Genomic DNA, 21,019 nt, shown 5'->3' with positions numbered 1-21,019 from the left:
TGGAAGGAGGCGGCTATTCGCAGGCGTCGGCGATCACGGCGTTGAGCGAGAGCTCCCTCGACTTGAGCCCTTCCAGCTCCTTCGCCGTCTTCCACACCAGCTCGGCCCGCTTGACCTGCGCGAGCTGCCGCTGGTACGACGCGCACACGGTCGACCGCCCCTTGGAGCTCACCGAGAACGCCGCCTTGTTGGCCGGCGTCTTCACGGTCCGCGTGACCGGCCGTTCCTTGAGGATGTTGTCGGCGCAGCCCCCGACCGCGAGCGCGGCGAAGGCGAGGACCAGGACTCGGGCGCGGTTCATGACCATTCTCCTGAGTGACGGACGAGGACGCCCTCAGGGCGGGCGCGGGGGCCGAGCGTGCCTCCGGCTACGCCTTGCGGGCAGTGCGACGCGGCGCTCCCCTGCCCGGGGAACGGACCGCGTGTCGAGCGTTGATTAGAGATTGAGCGGTGGGGACTAATGCACGGGTGATGCCAATTGTTTCAGGCGTTGCATCTACGTGCAGGGCCGAGAGCTAGCGGGGTGACGCTGGTGTAGCACCGATCCGGCAGCGGTAACGAGACCACAACATGAATGCACGGCGTCGCGCTGTGGCCGAGGTGCGGGCGATAACAGACAGCCGGCCCACGCTGCTCAACGGGGCCGGCCGCACCTTACCGATCGAGCGCGGCCGTCGCTACGGCTTCTCCACCGGCAGCCGCACCGCGTTCCCCCACTCGGTCCACGATCCGTCGTAGTTGCGCACCTTGTCGAACCCCAACAGATAGGTGAGCGCGAACCAGGTGTGCGACGAGCGCTCGCCGATCCGGCAGTAGGCGATCGTCTCCTGGTCCTTCTTGAGGCCGTTGTCCTCTTCATAGAGCTTCTTGAGCTCGCTTGCCGAGCGGAAGGCGTGGGTCTCCGGATCGACCGCCTTTGCCCATGGAATGCTCTTGGCCCCCGGAATGTGGCCCCCGCGCAGGCAGCCTTCCTGGGGATACTCGGGCATGTGGGTCTTCTCGCCCCGGTACTCCTCCGGGCTCCGCACGTCGACCAGTTGGCCCTTGCTCTTGAGGTGCTGCAGCACCTCGTCCCGGAAGGCACGGATCCGGCTGTCACTCCGCTCGCCGATGGTGATGTTCCCCTCGGGATACTTGGGAGCGTCGGTGGTGAGCTTGCGCCCCTCGTCCACCCAGCGGAGCCGGCCGCCGTCCAGGATCTTCACGTTGGTCACCCCGAAGAGCTGCAGCACCCACAGCGCGTAGGTGGCCCACCAGTTGTTCTTGTCGCCGTAAAAGACGATCGTCGTGTCGTTGTTGATCCCTTTGGAGCGGAGCAGCTTCTGGAGCCGGTCGCGGTCGACGTAGTCGCGCACGACCGGATCGTTGAGATCGGTGGTCCAGTCGATCTTCACCGCTCCGGGAATGTGACCGGTGTCGTAGAGCAGGATGTCCTCGTTCGACTCCACCAGACGCACTTTGGGGTCGGTGAGATGGGCCGCGACCCAGTCGGCCGACACCAGGACCTCGGGATGGGCGTAGCCGCGCTGCTCGATCGGCGTGACCGGCGGCGCCGCCTGTGCTGTGGCCATGATCTTCTCCTTGAGCAAAACGGCCGCACACCCGGAAGGGAGTGCGGCCGGCCAGACTCGATGATGCGCGATTCCAGCGTGAGGCCGGCGCCTACCCTCCGGTGCGGGACCGGACGGTACAGCCGCGGATGCGCGGCATGGACCGCGTACACAGGTGGCGAGGCATGGGGAAAACTTACAGGCCGCCCGCGCGGACTGTCAACCGGGCGCTGGCGGGGGCCGGACGTTCACCAGGTCCCGGAGGGAATCTCCGCGGGCCGGGCGGGGGCCAGCCGGCGACGCTGCACCCCCGCGTAGAGCGAGAGCCATCGCTCGGTGATTCGGCTCCAGTCCAGGGTGGCCTTGGCCTTGAGCCGATTGCGCCGACCCATCTCGCGCCGCAGCTGCAGATCGGCGGCCAGACGCGCGATCGCGTCGGCAATCGCCCGGACGTCCCCGGGGCGGACCAGCAGCCCGTTGCTGCCGTGCTCCACCAGCTCCGGAATGGCACCCACCGAGCTCCCCACGATCGGCAGACCCGAAGCGAGCGCCTCTGCGAAGCCGCTGCCGGTGAACTCCGCCGCAGGCGCCACGGTGAAGAGGTCCGCCGCCCGGTACCGCTCCGCCAGGTCGGCCGAGCCGACCGGGGCGCGGAAAATGACCTCCTGGGCGACGCCGAGCTTCGCCGCCAGTGCACGAAGCCTCGATTCCTCGGGGCCCGTCCCCACGATCTCGAGCTCGAAGCGATCCCGTTCCAGCAGCGCCAGCGCGTGAAGCAGATCGGCCACCCCGCCGTGCGCTGAGAGCCCGGCGACGGCGAGACAACGGATCCGGGTCGAGCGGCTCCGCCGAAAGGTCCGCACCGGATGGAAGCGGGCCAGATCGACACCGCCCTGCACCACCGAGTAGCGCAGGTTGGCCGAGCCGCGAAGCGCCAGATGCCCCAGGCTCTCGGAGGCCGCCACCAGCCGGTCGGCGCGACGCCAGGTCCAGCGGTGAAAGGGGATCAGCAGCACGCGGGCGAGCCGCTCAGTCGGGCCGCGCGGACCGACATCATCCGCCCGATGCAGGGAGACGATGACCGGTACATCCCCCAGGTTGAGCAGCGGGAGCAGTGCCGCGGTCGGGGCTGATAAGAAGAGATGGACCAGGTCGTACGGCGCGCCCCGTGTCAGCCGCCTGAGCAGCGGCAGCGCCGCAAGCAGGTAACCCGGGCCGCTCTTCACCCGGTGCACCGTGAGCAGCCCTTCCTCCGATGCTCCGCCGTTCCACAAGACCTGGGATTCGGTGGTGCTGCGCTCACCGGTGGTCACGACGTCCACCATGAGTCCGCGCGAGGCGAGGCCCCGCGCCAGCGCCTCACTGATGGCGCCGGCGCCGCTCGGGCGCGGAGGGCAGTCGTAGTCGAGCAACAGCACACGCATGGCGAGCCACCGTGGGCGATCGGGTCGAGACAGATTGGTTCTGATGGTGCCTCGATCAAAGGCAAGACACACGCCACCGGCAGTGTGGTGCCATCGACCGCCGGGTAGAATCCCTGAGCCGAGGGGCAAACGGCTGAGTGGGGACGATTTAGATGGAGCGGCGCGAACCGGCGGGACTGGACCTACACAGCCAGGTGTGGAATTTCCGTGTTGCGCCCCGGCGACAGCGCCAGCAGTGCCTCGACCTCTTCGGCCGCCGCGCTCTGGGCCAGTGCATCCTCCTGCAGCTCACGGGTGAGATCGGGCAGCGTCGGATCGCTCGCGTCCGCCAGTTCGGCGCTCTGGCTCTGCAGCTTGCCAAGGACCGTCATCGCCTCGAGCAGCCGCTGGACCAGAGCATCGCGGATTCGCTCGCAGCGCGCCAGCGCGTCCAGCCAGCCGGGCGGGAAAACGGCGAACCGCTCACGCTGGCGCTCGAATCGGCTCAGATTCTCGTCCAGCTGTGCCAGGTCCGACGCCGCGGAGCACGCGGAGATGAGCAGGTCGGTGAGGGCGGCCGCCAATCCGCGATCGTCGCCGGTGCGCTCCAACCGCGCAAAGAGCGCGCGACCCGCGCGCACCAGATCGGCCAGCAGGCCGCGCGCGGTGCCGGGCGGCACCTGGGCCAACGTACGCAAGACTTCCTCTTCGACCGTTCTGGGGAGGTCGTCCCGGCGCGGCGACGGTGTGACGGCAGGCGTACGCGCGCCCCTCTCGGCACCTACCAGCATCAGCACGCCGAAGAAGGGGCTGGTCCAGAGCAGCACCGGCTCCGCCAGAGAGCCCGCGACGGCCCCTCCCAGCAGCACCGCGGAGACGAGCGCGTAGAGACCCGTCGGGACCGCGCGCCATGCGTGGGCCACCGGCAGCGGGTGAGCGGCCAGCTCCCGGCGCTCGAGCTCGTCGACCAGGCGTGGCGCGCTTACCGCGGCGACCCGAAAGAGCGGGCGTTGTCCCGAGGCCACCGCCTCCGCCTCCGAGCCCTCCAGGTCGGGGAGCACCAGAGCCAGGCGGAGCGCCATGGCGCGCCGCTCGCTTGCGCTGGCGGGGCGCCGCAGGAAGACCAGCGTATCCGCCATCCCGGCCGACCCGCCGCCGCACGCAGGACACAAGCCGATGGCCAGCGGATCGGGACCGTTGCACAGGATGCAGGTCTCGCCCCCGCCGGTGACTAGCAGACCCGCCGCGCCCGGCCGCGCCAGCGCCAGATCCAGCGCGGCCGCGGTGGGGAAGCGGTCCTCGACGGCCGCCGACGTGGCGCGGGCGATCACCTGGTCGAGCCACTCCGGCACGGTGGGCTTGACCGTCCGTGGATGGTATCCGTCGGCCGAGGAGGTCGGCGGAAGCGAACCGGAAGGCCGCTCGGGAAGCTCACCCGTGAGCGCGTAATAGAGGGTGAGGCCGAGCGCGTAGACGTCCGCCCGCGCATCGCCCCGGCGCCCGGCGAGCACCTCGGGCGCGGTATACGCCAGGGTGCCGGCCAGCGCGCCGGTCCCGGTGACGCCGAGCTGGCCATCGAGCTTGGCCGAGCCGAAATCGGTCAATCGGGCGCGCCCGTCGGGATCGAGCAGGATGTTCTGCGGCTTGACGTCGCGGTGGAGAATCCCGCGCCGGTGGGCCGCCGTCAGCGCGGCGGCGACGTCCCGGCCGGCCCGGACCGCGGCGTCGCCGTCCAGTACGCCGCGCTCCCGTACCCGCACCTGGAGATCCGGCCCGGCGACGTACTCCATGACGATGAAGCTCCACGGCCCTTCTTCGAGGAAATCGAAGACCGCGACGATGTTGGCGTGCGACAGGGCCCGCACCGCCTGGACCTCGCGGCGCATCCGCTCGCGCGCCACCTGCGCGGCCGCCGGCGGCGGCACCAGGAGCTTGAGAGCAACCTCGACCTGCAGCTCGCGGTCACGCGCCAGATACACCACCGAGTAGCCGCCCCGGCCGATCTCGCGGACGATCTCGTAGCGTCGGCAGAGGACCGCGCCCGGCGCGAGGTAGGTCGACTCGGTCACCGCGAGCCGCTCATGCGGCCGAGCACGTCCTCAGCGTTCTTGCGCCAGCCGTCTTCGCTGCTGTACAGCTGGAGGAAACGCTCCAGGTGGGTCCGGGCGAAGTCCCGCTGGCCCAGAATGTATTCCGACATCCCCGCGTGGTAGAGCGCCATGTAATTGCCCGGCTGATAGCTCACCACCAGCCGCATGATCGGTCCGGCCGACTGGTCGTCCCCCGCGTCGGCCACCGGATGTCCGATCGCGAACACGATACCCGCGGCCTGGCTGCGGTCCCGCGATGAGAGGCGGTCGATCACCTCCTGGGCCCGCTCGATCTTGCCGGCCAGCGCATAGCAGGCCGCGCTGTACCCCGCCCCCTCCACCCCGCTCGGGGCCGGGAGCTGTTGCTGTCGGACTTCCACCTCGACCGAATTGCAGAACGGCTTGACCTGGGAGAACCATTCGCCGGCCGCGCCAGCGTATGGTGCGGCAGCGTTGTGCGGCTCTCCGCCTCCGGGCGCTACCAGGCGCGCCGGGGCCCTGGACTTTGCCAGGACCAGGCCGCAAAGCGCCACATAGCTCCACCCGGCGGCGTAGAGTACCCGATGCATGGACCCTCTCGATGTGGACGGTTTGGCTCAGGATGGGGCAATGTCCATGCCCCCGCAAGACGGGGGATGCGGCAGCCGGGCGTCCTGTGACACCGCGTAGAGGTACTGGTCGAGGATTCGCCCGTCCTTGTACACGGCGCGCCGGAGCCGCCCCTCCAGCGCGTACCCGGCTCGCTCGAGCACCCGGAAGGAGGCCGGATTGGTCTCGAACACCAGGGCGTAGATCCGACAGAGCTCGAAGGTCCGGAACGCGTACTCGGTGAAGCGGGAGACCGCCGCGGTCATGATCCCCCGGCCCCAGTACGCCTCACCCAGCCAATAGCCCAGCTCCGCCGAATAGCGGGCCACGTCTTCCTGCAGATCGAGTCCGATTCCGCCGACGGCCTCGCCGGCCACGTCGATCGCGAAGTGGGTCTCCGGCAGGTCGGAGGTGGCCCGCACAATCCAGGCGTCGGCGTGCGCTCGGGTATAGGGGTGCGGGAAGCGATCGCGCACGGTGCGCCAGATGTTCCGGTTATCCGCCTCGCGCACCAGGCTCTCCTCGTCACCAGGGCGCCAGCTCCGGATCCGGCTGGAGGGGAGATCGAGCTGCATCAGGCGGCGGTCATGGTCGTGGTTTCTGGGAGGCCAACATGGGTATCGGATCCCCGCGGTCATCCCGAGGAGCGGAGCGACGAAGGATCTTGCCCGCGGTGCCGGACCGTCGCCGTGGAGGTCCGCTCCGGGGGAGAAGATCCTTCGCGCCAGTTGGCCCTAACCGCAGCGAATGGGCTCGGGATGACCGATGGGCGCTCGGGCTCGTTCTATCCAACCAATGTAACGTCCGGCGCGAGCGGCAACGCCCCGGAAGGTTACATCCGGAAGAGATAGCTCATCTTGAGGAAGAACCCGTCGTCCGCCCGGCGCAAGCCGGTCCGCGACGAATCGACCGGGTCGACCGGATCCCGCAAGGTGCTCCCGTACCCCGCGAAGAGGACGGTGCCGGGCGTGGGCTGGTAGGAGAAGAGCAGGTCGCCACGGAACGAGCGGTGGTTGAACGGCGTGGTCCGCACGAAGTCGCCCACCACCGGGTCGTAAATCAGGATCGGCGCATCGGTGCGGCTGTCGTCGCGGAGCGCGTCCTGCCGCTCGCTCCGATACTCACCCACGACCCGGAGGAAGATCGGTCGCGACAGCTGATACTCCATCTTGAGCCGGGGAATCCGCTGCAGATTCACGGTGCTCCCATCGGTCCGCCGGCCCACCCACTGGACCTGGTACCGGCCCTCGAAGCGGAGCTTGTCGGTGGGTCGCCAGTCCAGGTTGAGGTCCAGCCATGCGATCGAGCCGGAGGCCCACTCGTAAAAGTTCTCGTCGTGGCCCCAGATCACGAAGACGCTGCCACCGAATTGGGCGAACTCCGGCGTGTTCAGCGTGAGCACGTAGTCGCGGTTGGGGATCCGGCGCTGGCCCACGAACGGCACCGTGTCGACGCCGCTGCCGTCGGCCCGCGGGCGCTCGAGCCGGTACCCGGTGTACACCTCGGCGGGATAGCCGAACGCCTCGTTGAGGACCGACGCGCCCACCTGCCAGCCGCCGCGCAGCGTGGCGTTGGTGTTGACGTGCGCCTTCTCCTCCTGCATCCCCTCCGATTCGCCGAACTGGCCGTAACGGTACAGGCCGTCCAGGTTGAGGTCGACCGTGACGTTCTCCAGCAGCCCCCCGCTCTTCCCGTACAACGTGACTCGGGGATTGACGTTGCCACGCACCAGCCCGGGACGGGAGAAGAAGCCGCTCCGCGCGCGGAAGTCGGGGTCGCTGCCGCTCATCGAGATCCGCCCGCCGAAGGTGTGGCCGTTCCGGTCCACCCGGGCGAGCCAGAGCGGCGCCGTCGTGGTGATCCCGCTGGTCCGCGTCCGGCTCCCGGCCACCTGGAACAGCGCGCTGTAGATCTCCCCGAACACCAGCCGGCCATCCACGCCGCCCACCCGGTTGTAGTCGCCGCCGTCGACCCGATCGGTATACGCCAGCCCCACCCGGGAGTGGCCGCCGATCCCGCGCTGAAGTCGCACCAGGTTGTAGACCGGATGATCCTCCCCCGACCGCGACACCTCCCGCTCGTCCACCGCCGAGAGGAGCGCGATGTCGGTGCCTAGTCCCGTACCGGTGAGCTTGACCGCGGCCACCGGCTGGACGATGCGCCGGGTATAAATCAGGCTATTGGGGGTGTTGAACTGCTCGACACCGTCGAGGAAGAACGGCCGCTTCTCGGACAGCAAGATCTCGTTCCGAGGATCGAAGTTGAACTGGCCGGCGTCGGACTCCACCTGGGAGAAGTCCGGGTTGGCCGTGCCGTTGAGATTCAGGTTGTTGGTGATGCCCCACCTGAGGCTGCCCCCCAGCTCGGGACTCCCCCCGCTGTAGTCCCATCCGGTGGCACCCGGTGTTCCCGTGGTCTTGGAGGTGACCGAGGGCGTGAGCTCCAGCACCAGGCCACGGCGAAGGTCGGTGAGTCCGAGCAGGTGACCCGACTGCGCCAGGAACGAGGCGCTCGCGCGCTTGGCCGGGGTCCAGGAGTCTTCGACACCGGAGTGCTGCACCCGGCGGGTGACGTTGATGCCCCAGCGCTGCTCCCGCGCCGGCTGAAAGCGGAGGCTCTTGAAAGGGACCCGCACCTCCACCACGTACCCGCCCCCGGTAAGCCGCCCCTTCGACTCGTAGACGAAGTCCGGACGCAGGTCCGCGCTCTCCCGATTGACCACCGAGTTGTTGAAGCCGTTTCCCGAGGTCGATCCGGTCTCGATCAGCGCGCCGTCCGACTGGATCCCGAACGGATTCACCGCCAGCACGGTGGCCTGGCGCGCGTCGTTGAAGGTGCTGAGCAAAATCTGGATGTAGTCGTCGGAGGCGATCTTGTCGCGGTCCGCCAGGGTCGCGTGAACCGCGCCGTGCGCCTCGAACGCGCGGATGCCGAAGTAGATCGCGCCCGGCGAATACCAGACCAGGACCTCGGTCGAATCCACCGAGGGAATTCCGTCCGAGGGCGAGAACTGACTGAAGCCGGTGAGCAGGGCCGCCTCGCCCCAGACCGCCTCGTCGAGCACGCCGTCCACCTTCACCTGGACGTCCACTCGCGGCGGCGTGACGTCGAGCCGGCCCTGCCGGCCGTTGTACACGCTGGCCGGATCGGTTCCACCCAGGTGCAGCATCAGCAAGGTCAGGAACATGGATCCGGTCGCGGAGGTTGGTACCTGGGCCTACGCGGCGGTCGGGGCCCTGGTTTCGGCTCGGCCGAACGTCCGATCGCCGGGTCCCCCGTTCGGCCGATGCCTGGGAGCCCTGAGGGGGACATCGTTGGGTCAGCCGGCGGATGCATCCCGCATTCGCCGTGACCCTCGGAGGACCGCATGACAGCATCTTCTTCCGGCCAGCCCAGCCTGCTGGCCGGTCTCTCCCGCGACCTAGCCGCCACCGTCGAGCAGGTGGGCCGCTCGGTCGTCGCCATCCATGGGCGCCGCCGCATTCCATCCTCGGGCGTGGTGTGGCGGCCCGGCGCCGTGATCGCCGCGAGCCACACGATAAGCCGGGACGAAGATCTCAGCGTTACCGTGGCCAGCGGCCGGACCGCGACGGCCACGCTCGCCGGGCGCGATCCAACCACCGACCTCGCGGTGCTCCGGTTGGAGGATGCCGCCGTTCCACCGGTCGAGCGCGGCGACGAGACCGACCTTCAGGTCGGCCGGCTGGTCCTCGCCCTCGGACGCCCCGGCACCCAGCTGACCGCGAGCCTGGGACTGGTGAGCGCGGTGGGTGGCGAATGGCGCACCTGGCAGGGAGGCAAGGTCGATCGCTTCGTCCGGCTCGATCTCTCCATCTACGACGGGTTCTCCGGCGGACCGCTGGTCGAGGTCGGCGGCCGGGTCCTCGGCATCAACACCTCCGGCCTGAGCCGGGCCGTGGCGTTGGCGCTGCCCGTGAGCACCGTCGAGCGCGTGGCCGAACAGCTCCTCACGGCGGGACGGGTGCGCCGCGGATTTCTCGGACTCGCCGCCCAGCCGGTCCAGCTCCCCGAACCGCTCCGGTCGCGGCTAGGGCTCACCGGCCGGATCGGGCTGGTGATCGTGAACCTCGAGGCCGGAGGTCCGGCCGAGCAGGGAGGGCTGCTGCTGGGAGACATCATCGTCACCCTGGACGGGCACGAACTGGGCGACCCCGGGGATCTGCTGGCCGCCCTCGGTCCGGAGCGGGTCGGCCAAGGCGCCGCGGTACAACTGGTCCGCGGGGGTGAGGCCCGCACTGTCACCGTCACCGTTGGCGAGCGCCCCGCCCGCCGGGGCCGGTGAGCGTGCTCGCGCTCGAGCTGGGCGCCGCGCTCGCGGGAGTGGCCGACCTGCTTCGCCGGGCGACGGTGCAGGTCCAGGTCGGTGCCCGCGGAGAAGGCTCGGGTGTGCTCTGGCGAGCAGATGGGCTGGTGCTCACCAACGCCCACGTGGCGCCGGCGGACGGCGCGCGGGTCCGGCTCTCGGACGGACGAATCGTCGAGGCCTGGCTGGTGGCGCGCGACCCGGAGTGCGATCTCGCGGCCCTGCGGCTCCCGCCCGGCGAGTACCCGGTGGCCGAGCGGGGGGACGCGGCCGCGCTCCGTCCGGGCGAGCTGATCCTGGGGTTCGGCCATCCGCTTGGGGTGCCCAACGCGCTGAGCCTCGGCGTGGTTCACCGGGTCCTGCGGGATGACGCCGGGGCGCCGCGCTGGATTCAGGCGGATGTGCGATTGGCGCCGGGGAATTCCGGTGGCCCCCTGGCAGACGTGTACGGCCGGGTACTCGGGCTCAACACGCTGGTAGCCGGCGGTCTCGGCTACGCGGTGCCGGTGCCGGTCATCTCGCGCTTTCTCCAGCGCGCCGGCCCACCCGCTCCGGGAAGACGCGCCGCGTGACCCGAGTCGTGATCGCCGCCGCCTCACCCGCCGTACGGGCCGGTCTGGCAGCGCTGCTCGCCAATCATTCCGGGTTCACGCTGCTGGAAACGGTGGCGCGTCCAGCGGGCCTGGCGGATCTGGCGGAGACGGTGGAAGCCGACGTCGTTCTCCTCGCCCTCGAGCCGGGCGAGCCGCTCCCGCTGCCGCTCTCCCTGGTACCGGATCGTCTGGGACGCGCACCCGCCGTGGTGGTGCTGGGAGACGAGACGGCTGATGGCTGGGTTGAGCGCGTGCTTCGCTCCGGTGCCCGCGGCGCGCTGGCGAGGACGGTCACGGGGGAGCAGATCGCCGCCGCGGTGGCGGCCGCGGCGGCCGGTCTGGTGGTGCTGCCGGTCGAGCCTGCCGGGAGCGGTGCCCCGCGGCCGGTACTGCGTCCTCCCTCACCCGCGCCGGCCCTCACCCCGCGCGAGATCGAAGTGCTCGGCATGCTGGCCGAGGGGCTGGGCAACAAGATGATCGCGGCGCGGCTGGGCATCTCGGATCACACCGTCAAGACCCATGTCGCCGGGGTCTTCGGCAAGCTCGGCGTGTCCACTCGGGCGGAGGCGGTAGCCAGCGGCGCCCGGCTCGGGCTCATCATGCTGTGAGCGCTACTGGCTCACCGCATCCGAGATCGGGCTCCGCGCGAGCGGCTCCGGAAGATCCGCTACCACGTACGCCATCACCGCCAGCGTCGCGACGCAGCGAGCCACCTCCGCGGCGTTGAGCTTGTCGAGCGTATCGCCCTCGCTGTGGTGGTACCAGAAGTAGCGGGTGTCGTCGGTCTGGATCTCCATCCCCGGCACTCCCCCGTCGACCAGCGTGGTGATATCGGCGGCCGGGCTCTGCCGCTCCCGCTTCACGGCGGTGGCGCCGATCGGCTGCAGCAGCGCCGCGATCTGCTGGACCACCGCCGCGGCCGAATCCGAGCCGGCAAAGACGTAGCCGCTGGGATTGAACACGCCGTTGTCGGACTCCATCGCCAGCACGTGGCGGCTCACCTCGGCGGCATGCGCGTCGTGGTACGCCTGGCCGCCCCTGCCTCCGTTCTCCTCGTTGGTCCAGAGCACCACCCGCACGGTGCGCCGGGGCCGCAGACCGAGCCGCTGGATCAGCCGCACCGCCTCCCAGGCGCTGACCGCTCCGCCGCCGTCGTCCATTGCACCCTGTCCCACATCCCACGAGTCGATGTGGCCGCCGAGCACGACGACCTCCTCCGGTTTCTCCCGGCCCACCACTTCCGCCACCGCGTTGCGCGAGGGTGAATCGGGGAGCGTGCGGGCCCCCATCCGGAGGGTCACGACCACCGGCTCGCCCCGGTCGGCAAATCGGTGGAGCATCATCGCGTCTTCCACGCTGAGCGCCGCCGCCGGAATCTTCCGCGCGGTCGAGTCGTACACCAGGGCGCCGGTGTGCGGACTGCGAATGCTGGCGGAGGCCACCGAACGGATGAGGCAGGCCACTGCGCCGGCCCGCGCGGCGGCGGACGGGCCATCGGTGCGGTATTTCCGGGCCGCAGTGTACTCGGTGAACGGCTCGTCGAAGAGGACGATCTTGCCCCGAGCCTCGGAGGCACGACGCGTGAGCTCGTCGAAGCTGGTCACGAGCAGGACGGGCGCCGTGATGCCGCCTTTGGGCGTGCCGACGCTGCCGCCCAGCCCAAGCATCTTGAGCGCCATCGAGCGCGGCTTCACCAGGTCGGCGGACTCGGCGCCGCGGACCCAGTGGGGCACCATGACCGGCTCGCCGCGCACGTTCTGCAGCCCGTCGCTCTGCATCTCGTGCAGCACCCAGCCAATCGCCGCCTCCAGGCTGGCGGACCCGCTCAGCCGATGACCGAAGGTGTCGACCAGTCGGCCCAGCCGGAGGTAGGCCGCGCTGTCGGCGGTGGCGGCGTGGATCAGACTGTCGGCGATCGCCTGATAGCGCGCCGCGATGGATGGCGTCTGCGCCAGGGCCGGCGCCGGAGCCGTGCCTAGCAGGAGCATCGAACCGGCGACAAGGTGGCGAGTGACTCGAAATGGATTCATCCGTGGTACCATCGAAGAGGTGGAGACCCGCAGGGGCTATATTTCTATCGGGCGCGATGGCGCCCGGATGGACATTCTCGCTGGAGGATGCATGCTGAAGCGCACGTTGGGGTCGCTGGCCACCGCGGTGTTGGTGCTGAGCTCGGTGGCCTCGGCCCAGACTGAATCGGCCGACAAGGAGCCCGTCACCGATGGCCGCAAGCTGAGCCAATGGGTGGCCGACCTCAAGGCCCCGGCCCCGCAGACCAGGAACGCCGCCGCCTATGAGATCTCAGGCCTGGGTCCCGCGGCCGCCGCAGCGGTTCCGGCGCTGATCGAGGCGCTTGACGACCCGGATCCCACGGTCCGCTTTCCCGTCACGGTGGCCCTGGGCGAGATCGGACCCAAGGCCAAGGCCGCCGTGCCCAAGCTCAAGACGATGGTCGACGAGGAGATCAACGACGAGATCGCCGCGGCGGCCCGCCGGGCCATCAGGCGGATCGCCCCCGAGGCCCTGACCGACAAGTAGCAGGGGGCTCACCCGAGCGCCTGGTCGAGATCCGCGACCAGGTCGTCCGGGTGCTCCAGCCCGACCGAGAGCCGGAGCAGGCCCGGTGGAGAGCAAGTGTCCGGCCCCTCCACCGAGGCGCGGTGCTCGATCAGACTCTCAGGTCCCCCCAGGCTGGTGGCCCGGATGAAGAGCCGGGCCCGTCCGGCCACCGCCAGCGCCGGCTCCGCCCCACCGCGCATCTCGAACGACACCATTCCTCCATAGCCCGCCATCTGGCACCGGGCCACCTCGTGACCCGGATCGCTGGCCAGCCCGGGATAGTGCACCACCTCCACCAGCGGGTGCTGGGCCAGGAACGTGGCCACGACGCCGGCGTTCTCGCAGTGACCCCTCATACGGTATGGGAGGCTTCGGAGCCCTCGGAGAACCAGCCAGCAATCGAACGGCGAGGGAACCGCGCCACCCACGGTCTGGATGGTCCGGAGCCGCGCGACCAGCTCGTCCTCACCCGGCGCCACCAGGGCGCCGCCGGTCACGTCGCCATGGCCGCCCAGGTACTTGGTCGTCGCGTGCATGACCAGGTCGGCTCCCAGCGCGAGCGGGCGCTGCAGCACCGGCGTGGCCCAGGTGTTGTCGCATACGCATCGAGCACCGGCGGCGTGGGCCAGCTTCGAGACCCGGGCGATGTCGGTGACGGCGAGGCTGGGATTCGAGGGCGTCTCGGTCCAGATGAGCCGGGTGTGGGGGGTGATCGCACGTTCGACGGCGGACAGGTCGGTCATGTCGACGAAGCTGCTGGCCAGTCCCCACGGCCCGAGCACCTCGCGGAGGAACTTGGCCGTGCCGTAGTACGCGTCCGCGGGAGCGATCACATGGTCGCCCGGTGCCAGCGCCTGGAACACCGCGGCGGTGGCCGCCATGCCCGAGGCAAACGCCAGCGCCACGCCGCCGCCTTCCAGCGCGGCGAGCGCCGTCTCCAGCGAGCGGCGGGTCGGGTTGTCGCTCCGGGCGTAGAGGAACCGGTCCGGCAGGCTGCCGTCCGGGCGCCGGGCGAAGGTGGTGGAGAGGTGAATCGGCGGGGTGACCGCGCCGGTCGACCGATCCGGCTCCTGTCCGGCGTGGACGGCGAGTGTCTCGAGGCGCATCGCTGCTCCTGGGGTTACCGGAGGTCCGCGCCGACCCCCGCATCCACGATCATTTGCAACAGGCTTCGCACCGCCTCGATCCCGTCGAGGCGGTAGCGGGCATGGGTGAGGCCGGGGCCCGTACGGATGGTGATGGCCTCCGGCGGTAGCGCGCCGAAGAGATCCTCGTCCGTCCGATCGTCGCCGATGGCCACCACCGCGGTGGTCGCCAGCCGATCGGGTGGCAGCGGCGGCACGATCCGGCCCTTGTGGATGCCGTGGGGCCGGATCTCGATGACGCGGTTACCGGCCAGGATCTCCACCGGCTGGTTGCTGAGGAGCTGATTCAGGTGAAGCCTGAGCTCGTTGGCGCGCCGCGCGCCGGTTTCCTGGTCCGCCAAGCGATAGTGCCACGCCAGCGCGGCCGATTTGACCTCGATGAGCGAGCCCGGCGTCCGGGCCGTCGTGTCGCGGAGAATCGCGAGCACCGGCTCCCGCCAGGCTCCCCCCACCTCCCCGGCCGCCACCCACTCCATGGTGGCGGGGTCGCGGGACCAGAACCCGTGCTCCGCGTGGAGCCAGACCGGCAGCCCGCCGAGCCAATGCTGGAGCGACTCCCGCGCCCGGCCGCTCACCAGGTGCACCTCGGTGTCCGGCCGGTTGGCCAGCGCGCGGAGCAGCTCGATCAGCCGGCCGTCGGGCCGGGCGAGCTCCGGGGTGGGGGCGTAGGGCACCAGCGTTCCGTCGTAATCCAGCAGCAGCAGCAGGGAATCGGTCTCGGTCAGCCGCCGGAGGACCGCCTTCCGCGTGGCGGCCCCGCCAAGGACCGGTGTTCCGACGGTCGGCCCGGTCGGCCCCGGCACCTCTGCCAGGGTCTCGAGGAACGAGGTGACCCAGCGATGGACGTCGAAGGTTTCCACCCGGGCCCGGAGCGGCGCCAGCCGGGCCCGGCGCTCATCCGCGCTCATCGTGAGCGCCCGATAAAAGACCTCGGCGGCGCCGTCCACGTCGTAGGGGTTGACCGGTACCGCCTCGGGGAGCTCCCACGACGCGCCGGCAAACTCGCTCAGCACCAGGACCCCTTCGCCGTCGGTTCGAGAGGCGATGAACTCCTTGGCCACTAGGTTCATCCCGTCGCGCAGCGGGGTCACCAGCATGACATCGGCCGCGCGATAGAGCGCCACCAGGTCGGGCTCGGAGAGCGCCCGGAAGATGTAGTGCACCGGCACCCAGCGCGGGGTGCCGAACGATCCATTGATCCGGCCCACCAGGCCATCCACCAGGGCGCGGAAATCCTGATAGGCCTCGACTCCCGTGCGCGAGGGGACGGCCACCTGGACCAGACGCACCCGCTCCCGCAGCTCGGGATGGGTCTGCAGCATCCGCTCGTAGGCCATCAGCCGGCGGGGGATTCCCTTGGTGTAGTCCAGCCGGTCCACCCCCACCAGGATCCGGACGCTTCCGTCTCCCCGGATCGCCTTCGCCTCACCGTCCACCGCCGGGTCCCGCGCGATTCTCCGGAACGTGGCTGCGTCGATTCCCATCGGGAACACGCCCAGGCGGACCTCGCGTGATGGCAACTGGACCCGGTCGATCTCCAGCGAGTGGCCCAGGATGTCCACCAACGAGGTGGCGAAGTGACGCAGGTAGGCCGGGGTGTGAAAGCCGACCAGGTCGGCGCCGAGCATCCCCTCGAGCAGCTTGTCACGGGCGGGGAGGGTCCGAAAAAGCTCTTCCGACGGGAACGGGATGTGGAGGAAGAACCCGATCCGCGCCTCTGGCAGCCGGCGGCGCAACATCCCGGGCAGGAGCAGGAGCTGGTAGTCGTGAATCCAGATCAGGTCACCCGGCTGATACTGGCCAGCCACGACGTCGGCGAAGGCCTCGTTGACCTCCACGTAGCTTTCCCAGTCGCCCACGTGGAGGGGGATCTGGTCCAGCAGATAGTGGAACAACGGCCACAGCACGCCGTTGGAGAAGCGTTCGTAGTAACGAGTTACCTGGTCAGCGGTGAGCGGAACCGGCACCAGGCGCATGGCGGCGAGCTGCTCGTTCAGCTTGGCCTGCTGCTCCGGAGGAAGGCCTTCCGGCGCGCCGGACCAGCCGATCCAGAGCCCGCCCGACTGCTCGTGGGGAACGGCCAGTCCGGTGGCGAGCCCTCCGGTGCTTCGCTGCACCTCAACCACCCCAGCAGCGGTGCTGACGGTGATGGGCAGCCGGTTGGCGACGATCAGGAGCCGGGGCATCCCTGAAATCTAGTCGGGGCCCTGGTCTGCCGGCCCCCTTTTATGTCACCTTGGCCAGCGCTGGTTGTCCCGGTCGACGTCGGGGAACTCCCGGCCGGGGTCGATCTCGATGCTCTTGACCGGCGGCGCCTTGGCAACCCTGACCGTGGTGCGCTTGGCGCCCCCCAGCCAGACCGTCACCGGGACGGTGAGGGTGTCGGCGTGGCCGCTGGTCCGAGTGACGACCAGCTTGACCGGCATCGGTGCCCGACCCCGGTTCTGCAGCCCGATCTCGAGCGAGTCGCCCACCGTGGTCACGGTGTCGATGGCCTGGTCCAACTTCCAGGTCTCGAAGAACCAGGTCCGCCAGAACCAGGAGAGGTCCTGGCCGGACACGTTGTCGAAGGTGTCGAAGAAATCGTAGGGCGAGGGATGCTTGTACTGCCAGCGGCGGATGTACTCGGTATATGCCTTGTGAAAGGTCTCACGGCCGAGCACCCCACGAAGCGCCACCAGCACGCTGGCCGGCTTGTAGTAGGCGGCCACGCCGTACGCCGGGTAGTTGGGGAAGCGGTCGCCGTGGTGCATCATCTCGACCTCCCCGCCCGCCTCGACCAGGTCGAGGTAGCCCTTCTGGTTCCGGGCCTCGTCGTCGAACCCCTTGAAGAAGTCGGCCATCGACTGGGATTGGTCGAACTGGGTGAGCCCCTCGTCCATCCAGGCGAAGCGCTTCTCGTCGGAGCCCACGATCATGGGAAACCACATGTGGCCGATCTCGTGGGTGGTGACCTCGTAGAGGCCCAGGGTGTCCCACTGGCCTCCGATGCAGGTCATCATGGGGTACTCCATCCCGCCGCACGAGGTGGGTCCGTCCACCGCGGTCATGTGAGGATAGGGGTAGGGCCAGAGGTAGTGGGAGAAGAACTCGATCGAATGGCGCGAATAGCGCGCGCTCTGGTCCCAGTGGCTGGTTCGCGCCTCGGGACGCCAGAGAGAGTAGATGGCGGCGGTGTCGGGCCGGCCATCCCCGTCCCGGTCGCCCACCGCCGCGTTGGTGGCATCCCACAGGTACTTGGCCGAGGTGGCCCAGGCGACATCGCGCACGTTCTGAGCGCGGAAGCGCCAGGTGAGCTTTCCGTCGGACCCGCCGGTGGTGGAGGTGCCCGGCTTCCGGTCCGCCTCGGTGACCACGTGGACGATCTCCTTGGCGCTCGTGGCTGAGTCCAGCCGGGCGCGGGTCTGCGCCGTCAGCACTTCGGAGGAGTTCTGCAGCGTGCCGGTCGCATCCACCAGCCAACCGGCCGGCACCGTGAGCGCCACGTCGTAGTTCCCGTAGCCCATGTAGAACTCGGCGTTGCCGAAGTACTGGTCGATCTGCCACCCGTTGATGTCGTCATAGACGGCCATCTGGGGATACCAGTAGTTGATATAGTACACTTCGCCATCCTGGCCTCCCCGCGGCGCGCCGTCGGGGGGAATGCGAAGCTTCCAGGCAAAGGCGAAATCCGCGCTGCCGCCCGGCAGGATCGGCTGGGGCAGGCGCAGCCGCATGATGGTGCCGTTCACCTCGTAGCCGGGACCCTCGCCCGCGGCGGCTGTGAGGTCCTTGCCCTGGGCCGCCACCCGGTCCAGCTCGATTCCCTCCACGGACCAGGGCACATTGGTGTTGTGGCGGGCGCCCGGGGCATAGATGTTCTGGAGCAGCTGGATATACACCACCCTGAGGGTGTCGGGCGAGCGGTTGCGGTAGGTGATCGTGCCCTTCCCGGTCAACCGTTTGGAGAGCGGGTTGAGCTCGGCTTCGAGCTTGTAGTCGGCCCACTGCTGCCAGTACCGCGGCCCCGGCACACCCGTCCGGGTGCGGGTTTCCCGCGCCACGGCCTGCTCGAACGACTCCAGGACGGGCACCGGCATGGCGCGGGCACTCGCGGCAGGGGCCCCGGCCCTCGCGGGCGCCGGGGCCGGCGAGACGGGTGCCGATCGCCCGCTGCTGCAGGCGGAGAGAGCGGAAAGCAGGACGAGGACTGACAGGGGCCACGGACGGGAAGCTGCCAAACGAGCCATCAGGCGGTCTCCGGCGAGTCGGGGGTCGGGCATCGGGTCGGCCCGCGGGCCGGATGATGCCCTGACTACGGGATGGAGGCAAGGTTCGGTTTCGGGTGTTGCTGCCTGGCACCCGGGGAACCACGACACTCGGCTTCGAGACAGCGATGCGTTACGACTTTCTGACCGAGACCTACGCCACCGAACGGATCAAGGTGCTCACGGTCTGGAGCTCCTTCCAGGACAGTGATCTGCCGGTGCGCCCGCACCCGACCGATCCACGCGGCCGCAGTGTGCGGGAGCAGATGGTACACCAGTGCGTGAGCGAGAACCTCTGGTTTCGCGACATGCTGGGGGTGGACGTCGCGGCGGCCCCGCTCCCGGCCACAGAGCTCCGGCTCGAGTTCCTCCGGCGCTACGCCGAGGATTCGGCCCATCGGCTGGAGGTCCTGCGGAGGCAGGAGGAGTCCTGGTGGGAGACGCCGGTCGCCTTCTTCGAGGTGGTCCGCTCCCGCGCCTGGGTCCTGGTCCGGCGGATCGCCCATACGGCGCATCACCGCGGGCAGCAGACGATCCTGCTGCGCCAGCTCGGCCGGGAGGTCTACAGCACCTATGGCCCGACGGCCGATACCGGCGGACTCATGGTGAACCGGGCTCCGACGGTGTATCCCTATACCGACGAGCGCGCCCTGCTCGACGGGGAAGCCGTCGGCGGCCGGAAGCGCCCGCTGCCAGGCGCGGGGGCTCGACCGGCAACCGAGCGACCCGGCTGAACTGCGACGCATCCCCTGGATCGAGCATCAACCAAGGGTCCGGGCCCCCTGAGGCCCCCGTGTATCGGATCTCAGCTCGAGGAAGAGAGCGTATGAACGAAGGATGGACACGCCGGACCGGCGGCATCGCGGCGGCATTTCTGGGAGGCCTGCTGTTTGCGGGCATGCTTCACCTGCCCCACTTCTCCTCCGCCCAGCAGCCGGCGGCCAGGTCCAGCACCGGGGTGGCCACCCCCACGCCACTGCCGCCGGGCGCTGCCGCACTCAACGACCTGAGCGAGGCCTTCGCCTCCGTGGCCGAACACGTGAAGCCGAGCGTGGTGTTCATCAAGTCGGGCAAGAAGGCCACGACGCCCGATGGGCCCCAGCTGGAGTTGCCCCCCGGCTTCGAGCAGTTCTTCCCCCGTATGCCGCAGGGCCCGCAGTTCCAGGAGAGCGCCGGCTCGGGCTTCATCGTCAGCCGGGACGGCTACATCCTCACCAACGATCACGTGGTGGCCGGCTCCGATCAGGTCACCGTACGGCTGCTCGACCGGCGGGAGTTCAAGGCGAAGGTCATCGGCACCGATCCCAATACCGATCTGGCCGTAGTCAAGATCGACGCCGACAACCTGACCCCCGCCCCGCTGGGCGAGAGCGACGCCGCCCGGGTCGGCGAGTGGGTTCTCGCGGTGGGGAACCCCCTCGGCGACAACCTCACTTTCACCGTCACCTCCGGTATCATCAGCGCCAAGGGCCGTACCCTGGCATTGCCCAACGCGAGCGAGCGGAGCATTCAGGATTTCATCCAGACCGACGCGGCGATCAACCCCGGTAATTCCGGTGGCCCGCTGGTGAGCGTGCGGGGCCAGGTCATCGGGGTGAACTCCGCCATCGCGAGCCAGACAGGTTTCTACTCGGGGTACGGCTTCGCCATTCCGATCGATCTCGCCCGCAATGTGATGGACCAGATCATCCGGCACGGCCGGGTCGAACGGGCGGCGCTGGGCGTGAGCGTGCGCAACGTGTCCCCCAACGACGCCGCCTACGTCGGCTTGCCCGACATCCGGGGCGTGGTGGTGCAGGACTACACTGGTGAGGATTCTCCCGCCAAGCGGGCCGGACTCCAGCCCGGTGACATCATCGTCTCCATCGACGGCAAGCCGGTCGAGTACGTCGGTCAGCTCCAGCAGAAGATCGCGTTCCGGAGCCCGGGCGACGTTGCCAAGGTGGAGGTCGCGCGAAAGGGCGGCGTCCGCAAGATGTTCGATGTTCGGCTTCAGGCGTTCTCTTCGCCCAAGCAGGTGGCTTCGAACGATGGCGAGGACGCCGACAGCGCCACCGCCGCCGCCGAGGGCGCGAAGTCCTTCGGTAAGCTCGGCATCACCGTCGCTCCGCTGGATGAGGACGACATACAGCAGCTCCACCTTCGGGCCGACCAGCGTGGCGTCGTCGTCACCGACGTCGTGGCCGGCGGCCCCTCGTATGGTGAGCTGGTGGACGCGGACCACGGCGGGCCGGACGTGATTCTCTCGGTCGAGGGAACGCCGGTGAAGACGCCGGCGGACCTCCGGAAGGTGCTCGCGGCGCAGAAGCCGGGCAGCATCGTGAGTCTCATGGTCTACAATGCCCGGATCCAGAGCCGCCGGGTGGAGCGGATCAAGGTGGGCGAGTGAACCTGCCGTAGGGGCACCAGCGGTAGCGGTCAACGATACCGAAGGCGGCATGGCGACGGGCATGAGAGCCTGTCGCCATGTTGTCATATAGGGGAGCATTAGACCGGCGCCGGGGGGTGAGCGCTGTCACA

General features: G+C 69.5%; 17 protein-coding genes. 6 read left to right on the top strand and 11 right to left on the bottom strand.

Going from position 1 to position 21,019, the window contains the following annotated elements; genetic code table 11:
- Window positions 1–13 precede the first annotated feature (13 nt).
- From VHR41_15765 to VHR41_15735, 7 genes are all read right to left on the bottom strand, one after another.
- A complete protein-coding gene (locus VHR41_15765) occupies window positions 14–301 on the bottom strand; it encodes a hypothetical protein (protein HEX3235654.1) in 288 nt (95 codons plus the stop codon).
- Between the two features lie 376 nt (window positions 302–677).
- Window positions 678–1,571, bottom strand: a complete 894-nt coding sequence (locus VHR41_15760; protein HEX3235653.1) for a sulfurtransferase — start codon at window positions 1,569–1,571, stop codon at window positions 678–680.
- Window positions 1,572–1,798: 227 nt separating this feature from the next.
- Window positions 1,799–2,974: a glycosyltransferase family 4 protein gene (locus tag VHR41_15755; GenBank protein HEX3235652.1), complete on the bottom strand. Its 1,176-nt coding sequence runs from the start codon at window positions 2,972–2,974 to the stop codon at window positions 1,799–1,801.
- Between the two features lie 182 nt (window positions 2,975–3,156).
- Window positions 3,157–5,022 carry a serine/threonine-protein kinase gene (locus VHR41_15750; GenBank protein HEX3235651.1) on the bottom strand — a complete coding sequence of 622 codons (1,866 nt, stop codon included), beginning with the start codon at window positions 5,020–5,022 and terminating at the stop codon, window positions 3,157–3,159.
- Entirely contained in the window at window positions 5,019–5,612 is a 594-nt protein-coding gene (locus tag VHR41_15745; GenBank protein ID HEX3235650.1) for a hypothetical protein, read from the bottom strand. Before VHR41_15745 ends, VHR41_15750 begins: the two co-directional genes overlap by 4 nt.
- Window positions 5,613–5,639: 27 nt before the next feature.
- Entirely contained in the window at window positions 5,640–6,206 is a 567-nt protein-coding gene (locus VHR41_15740; GenBank protein HEX3235649.1) for a GNAT family protein, read from the bottom strand.
- A gap of 257 nt (window positions 6,207–6,463) precedes the next feature.
- Window positions 6,464–8,818 carry a DUF5916 domain-containing protein gene (locus VHR41_15735; protein HEX3235648.1) on the bottom strand — a complete coding sequence of 785 codons (2,355 nt, stop codon included), beginning with the start codon at window positions 8,816–8,818 and terminating at the stop codon, window positions 6,464–6,466.
- Window positions 8,819–8,998: 180 nt separating this feature from the next.
- Here VHR41_15735 and VHR41_15730 point away from each other — a divergent pair, with 180 nt between their 5' ends.
- Genes VHR41_15730 through VHR41_15720 form a run of 3 tightly spaced genes read left to right on the top strand, consistent with a single transcriptional unit; the run spans window position 8,999 to window position 11,156 of the window.
- Complete coding sequence (locus VHR41_15730; protein HEX3235647.1) at window positions 8,999–9,934, top strand: trypsin-like peptidase domain-containing protein; 936 nt, start codon at window positions 8,999–9,001, stop codon at window positions 9,932–9,934.
- Window positions 9,931–10,527 carry a trypsin-like peptidase domain-containing protein gene (locus tag VHR41_15725; GenBank protein HEX3235646.1) on the top strand — a complete coding sequence of 199 codons (597 nt, stop codon included), beginning with the start codon at window positions 9,931–9,933 and terminating at the stop codon, window positions 10,525–10,527. The genes VHR41_15730 and VHR41_15725 overlap by 4 nt, the downstream gene beginning before the upstream one ends.
- Window positions 10,524–11,156, top strand: a complete 633-nt coding sequence (locus VHR41_15720; protein ID HEX3235645.1) for a response regulator transcription factor — start codon at window positions 10,524–10,526, stop codon at window positions 11,154–11,156. The genes VHR41_15725 and VHR41_15720 overlap by 4 nt, the downstream gene beginning before the upstream one ends.
- A 3-nt stretch (window positions 11,157–11,159) precedes the next feature.
- On the opposite strand, the gene VHR41_15715 is transcribed toward VHR41_15720, so the two are convergent.
- Window positions 11,160–12,578, bottom strand: a complete 1,419-nt coding sequence (locus tag VHR41_15715; GenBank protein HEX3235644.1) for a M20/M25/M40 family metallo-hydrolase — start codon at window positions 12,576–12,578, stop codon at window positions 11,160–11,162.
- A 91-nt stretch (window positions 12,579–12,669) separates the two neighbouring features.
- On the opposite strand from VHR41_15715, the gene VHR41_15710 reads away from it, so the two are divergent.
- Window positions 12,670–13,086, top strand: coding sequence for a HEAT repeat domain-containing protein (locus VHR41_15710; GenBank protein HEX3235643.1), 417 nt, complete (start codon window positions 12,670–12,672; stop codon window positions 13,084–13,086).
- Between the two features lie 8 nt (window positions 13,087–13,094).
- Here the strand turns inward: VHR41_15710 and VHR41_15705 are convergent, their stop codons facing one another.
- From VHR41_15705 to VHR41_15695, 3 genes are read right to left on the bottom strand one after another with little or no spacing between them, the layout of a single operon-like run.
- Complete coding sequence (locus VHR41_15705; GenBank protein HEX3235642.1) at window positions 13,095–14,213, bottom strand: aminotransferase class I/II-fold pyridoxal phosphate-dependent enzyme; 1,119 nt, start codon at window positions 14,211–14,213, stop codon at window positions 13,095–13,097.
- A 14-nt stretch (window positions 14,214–14,227) separates the two neighbouring features.
- The gene (locus VHR41_15700) at window positions 14,228–16,438 is read right to left on the bottom strand and encodes a bifunctional alpha,alpha-trehalose-phosphate synthase (UDP-forming)/trehalose-phosphatase (protein HEX3235641.1); all 2,211 of its coding nucleotides are present in this window, start codon (window positions 16,436–16,438) and stop codon (window positions 14,228–14,230) included.
- A gap of 45 nt (window positions 16,439–16,483) precedes the next feature.
- The gene (locus VHR41_15695) at window positions 16,484–18,331 is read right to left on the bottom strand and encodes a M1 family metallopeptidase (GenBank protein HEX3235640.1); all 1,848 of its coding nucleotides are present in this window, start codon (window positions 18,329–18,331) and stop codon (window positions 16,484–16,486) included.
- Between the two features lie 296 nt (window positions 18,332–18,627).
- Between VHR41_15695 and VHR41_15690 the strand changes: the two genes are divergently transcribed.
- Both VHR41_15690 and VHR41_15685 read left to right on the top strand, forming a co-directional pair.
- Window positions 18,628–19,233, top strand: a complete 606-nt coding sequence (locus VHR41_15690) for a DinB family protein (GenBank protein ID HEX3235639.1) — start codon at window positions 18,628–18,630, stop codon at window positions 19,231–19,233.
- 92 nt (window positions 19,234–19,325) lie between these two features.
- Window positions 19,326–20,888: a Do family serine endopeptidase gene (locus tag VHR41_15685; protein ID HEX3235638.1), complete on the top strand. Its 1,563-nt coding sequence runs from the start codon at window positions 19,326–19,328 to the stop codon at window positions 20,886–20,888.
- Window positions 20,889–21,019: the final 131 nt, after the last annotated feature.

Source organism: Gemmatimonadales bacterium, assembly GCA_036265815.1.
GTDB lineage: Bacteria > Gemmatimonadota > Gemmatimonadetes > Gemmatimonadales > GWC2-71-9 > CAVVWJ01.
Note: the sequence above shows the minus strand (reverse complement) of the source record. Positions and strands in the feature narration are given on the sequence as shown.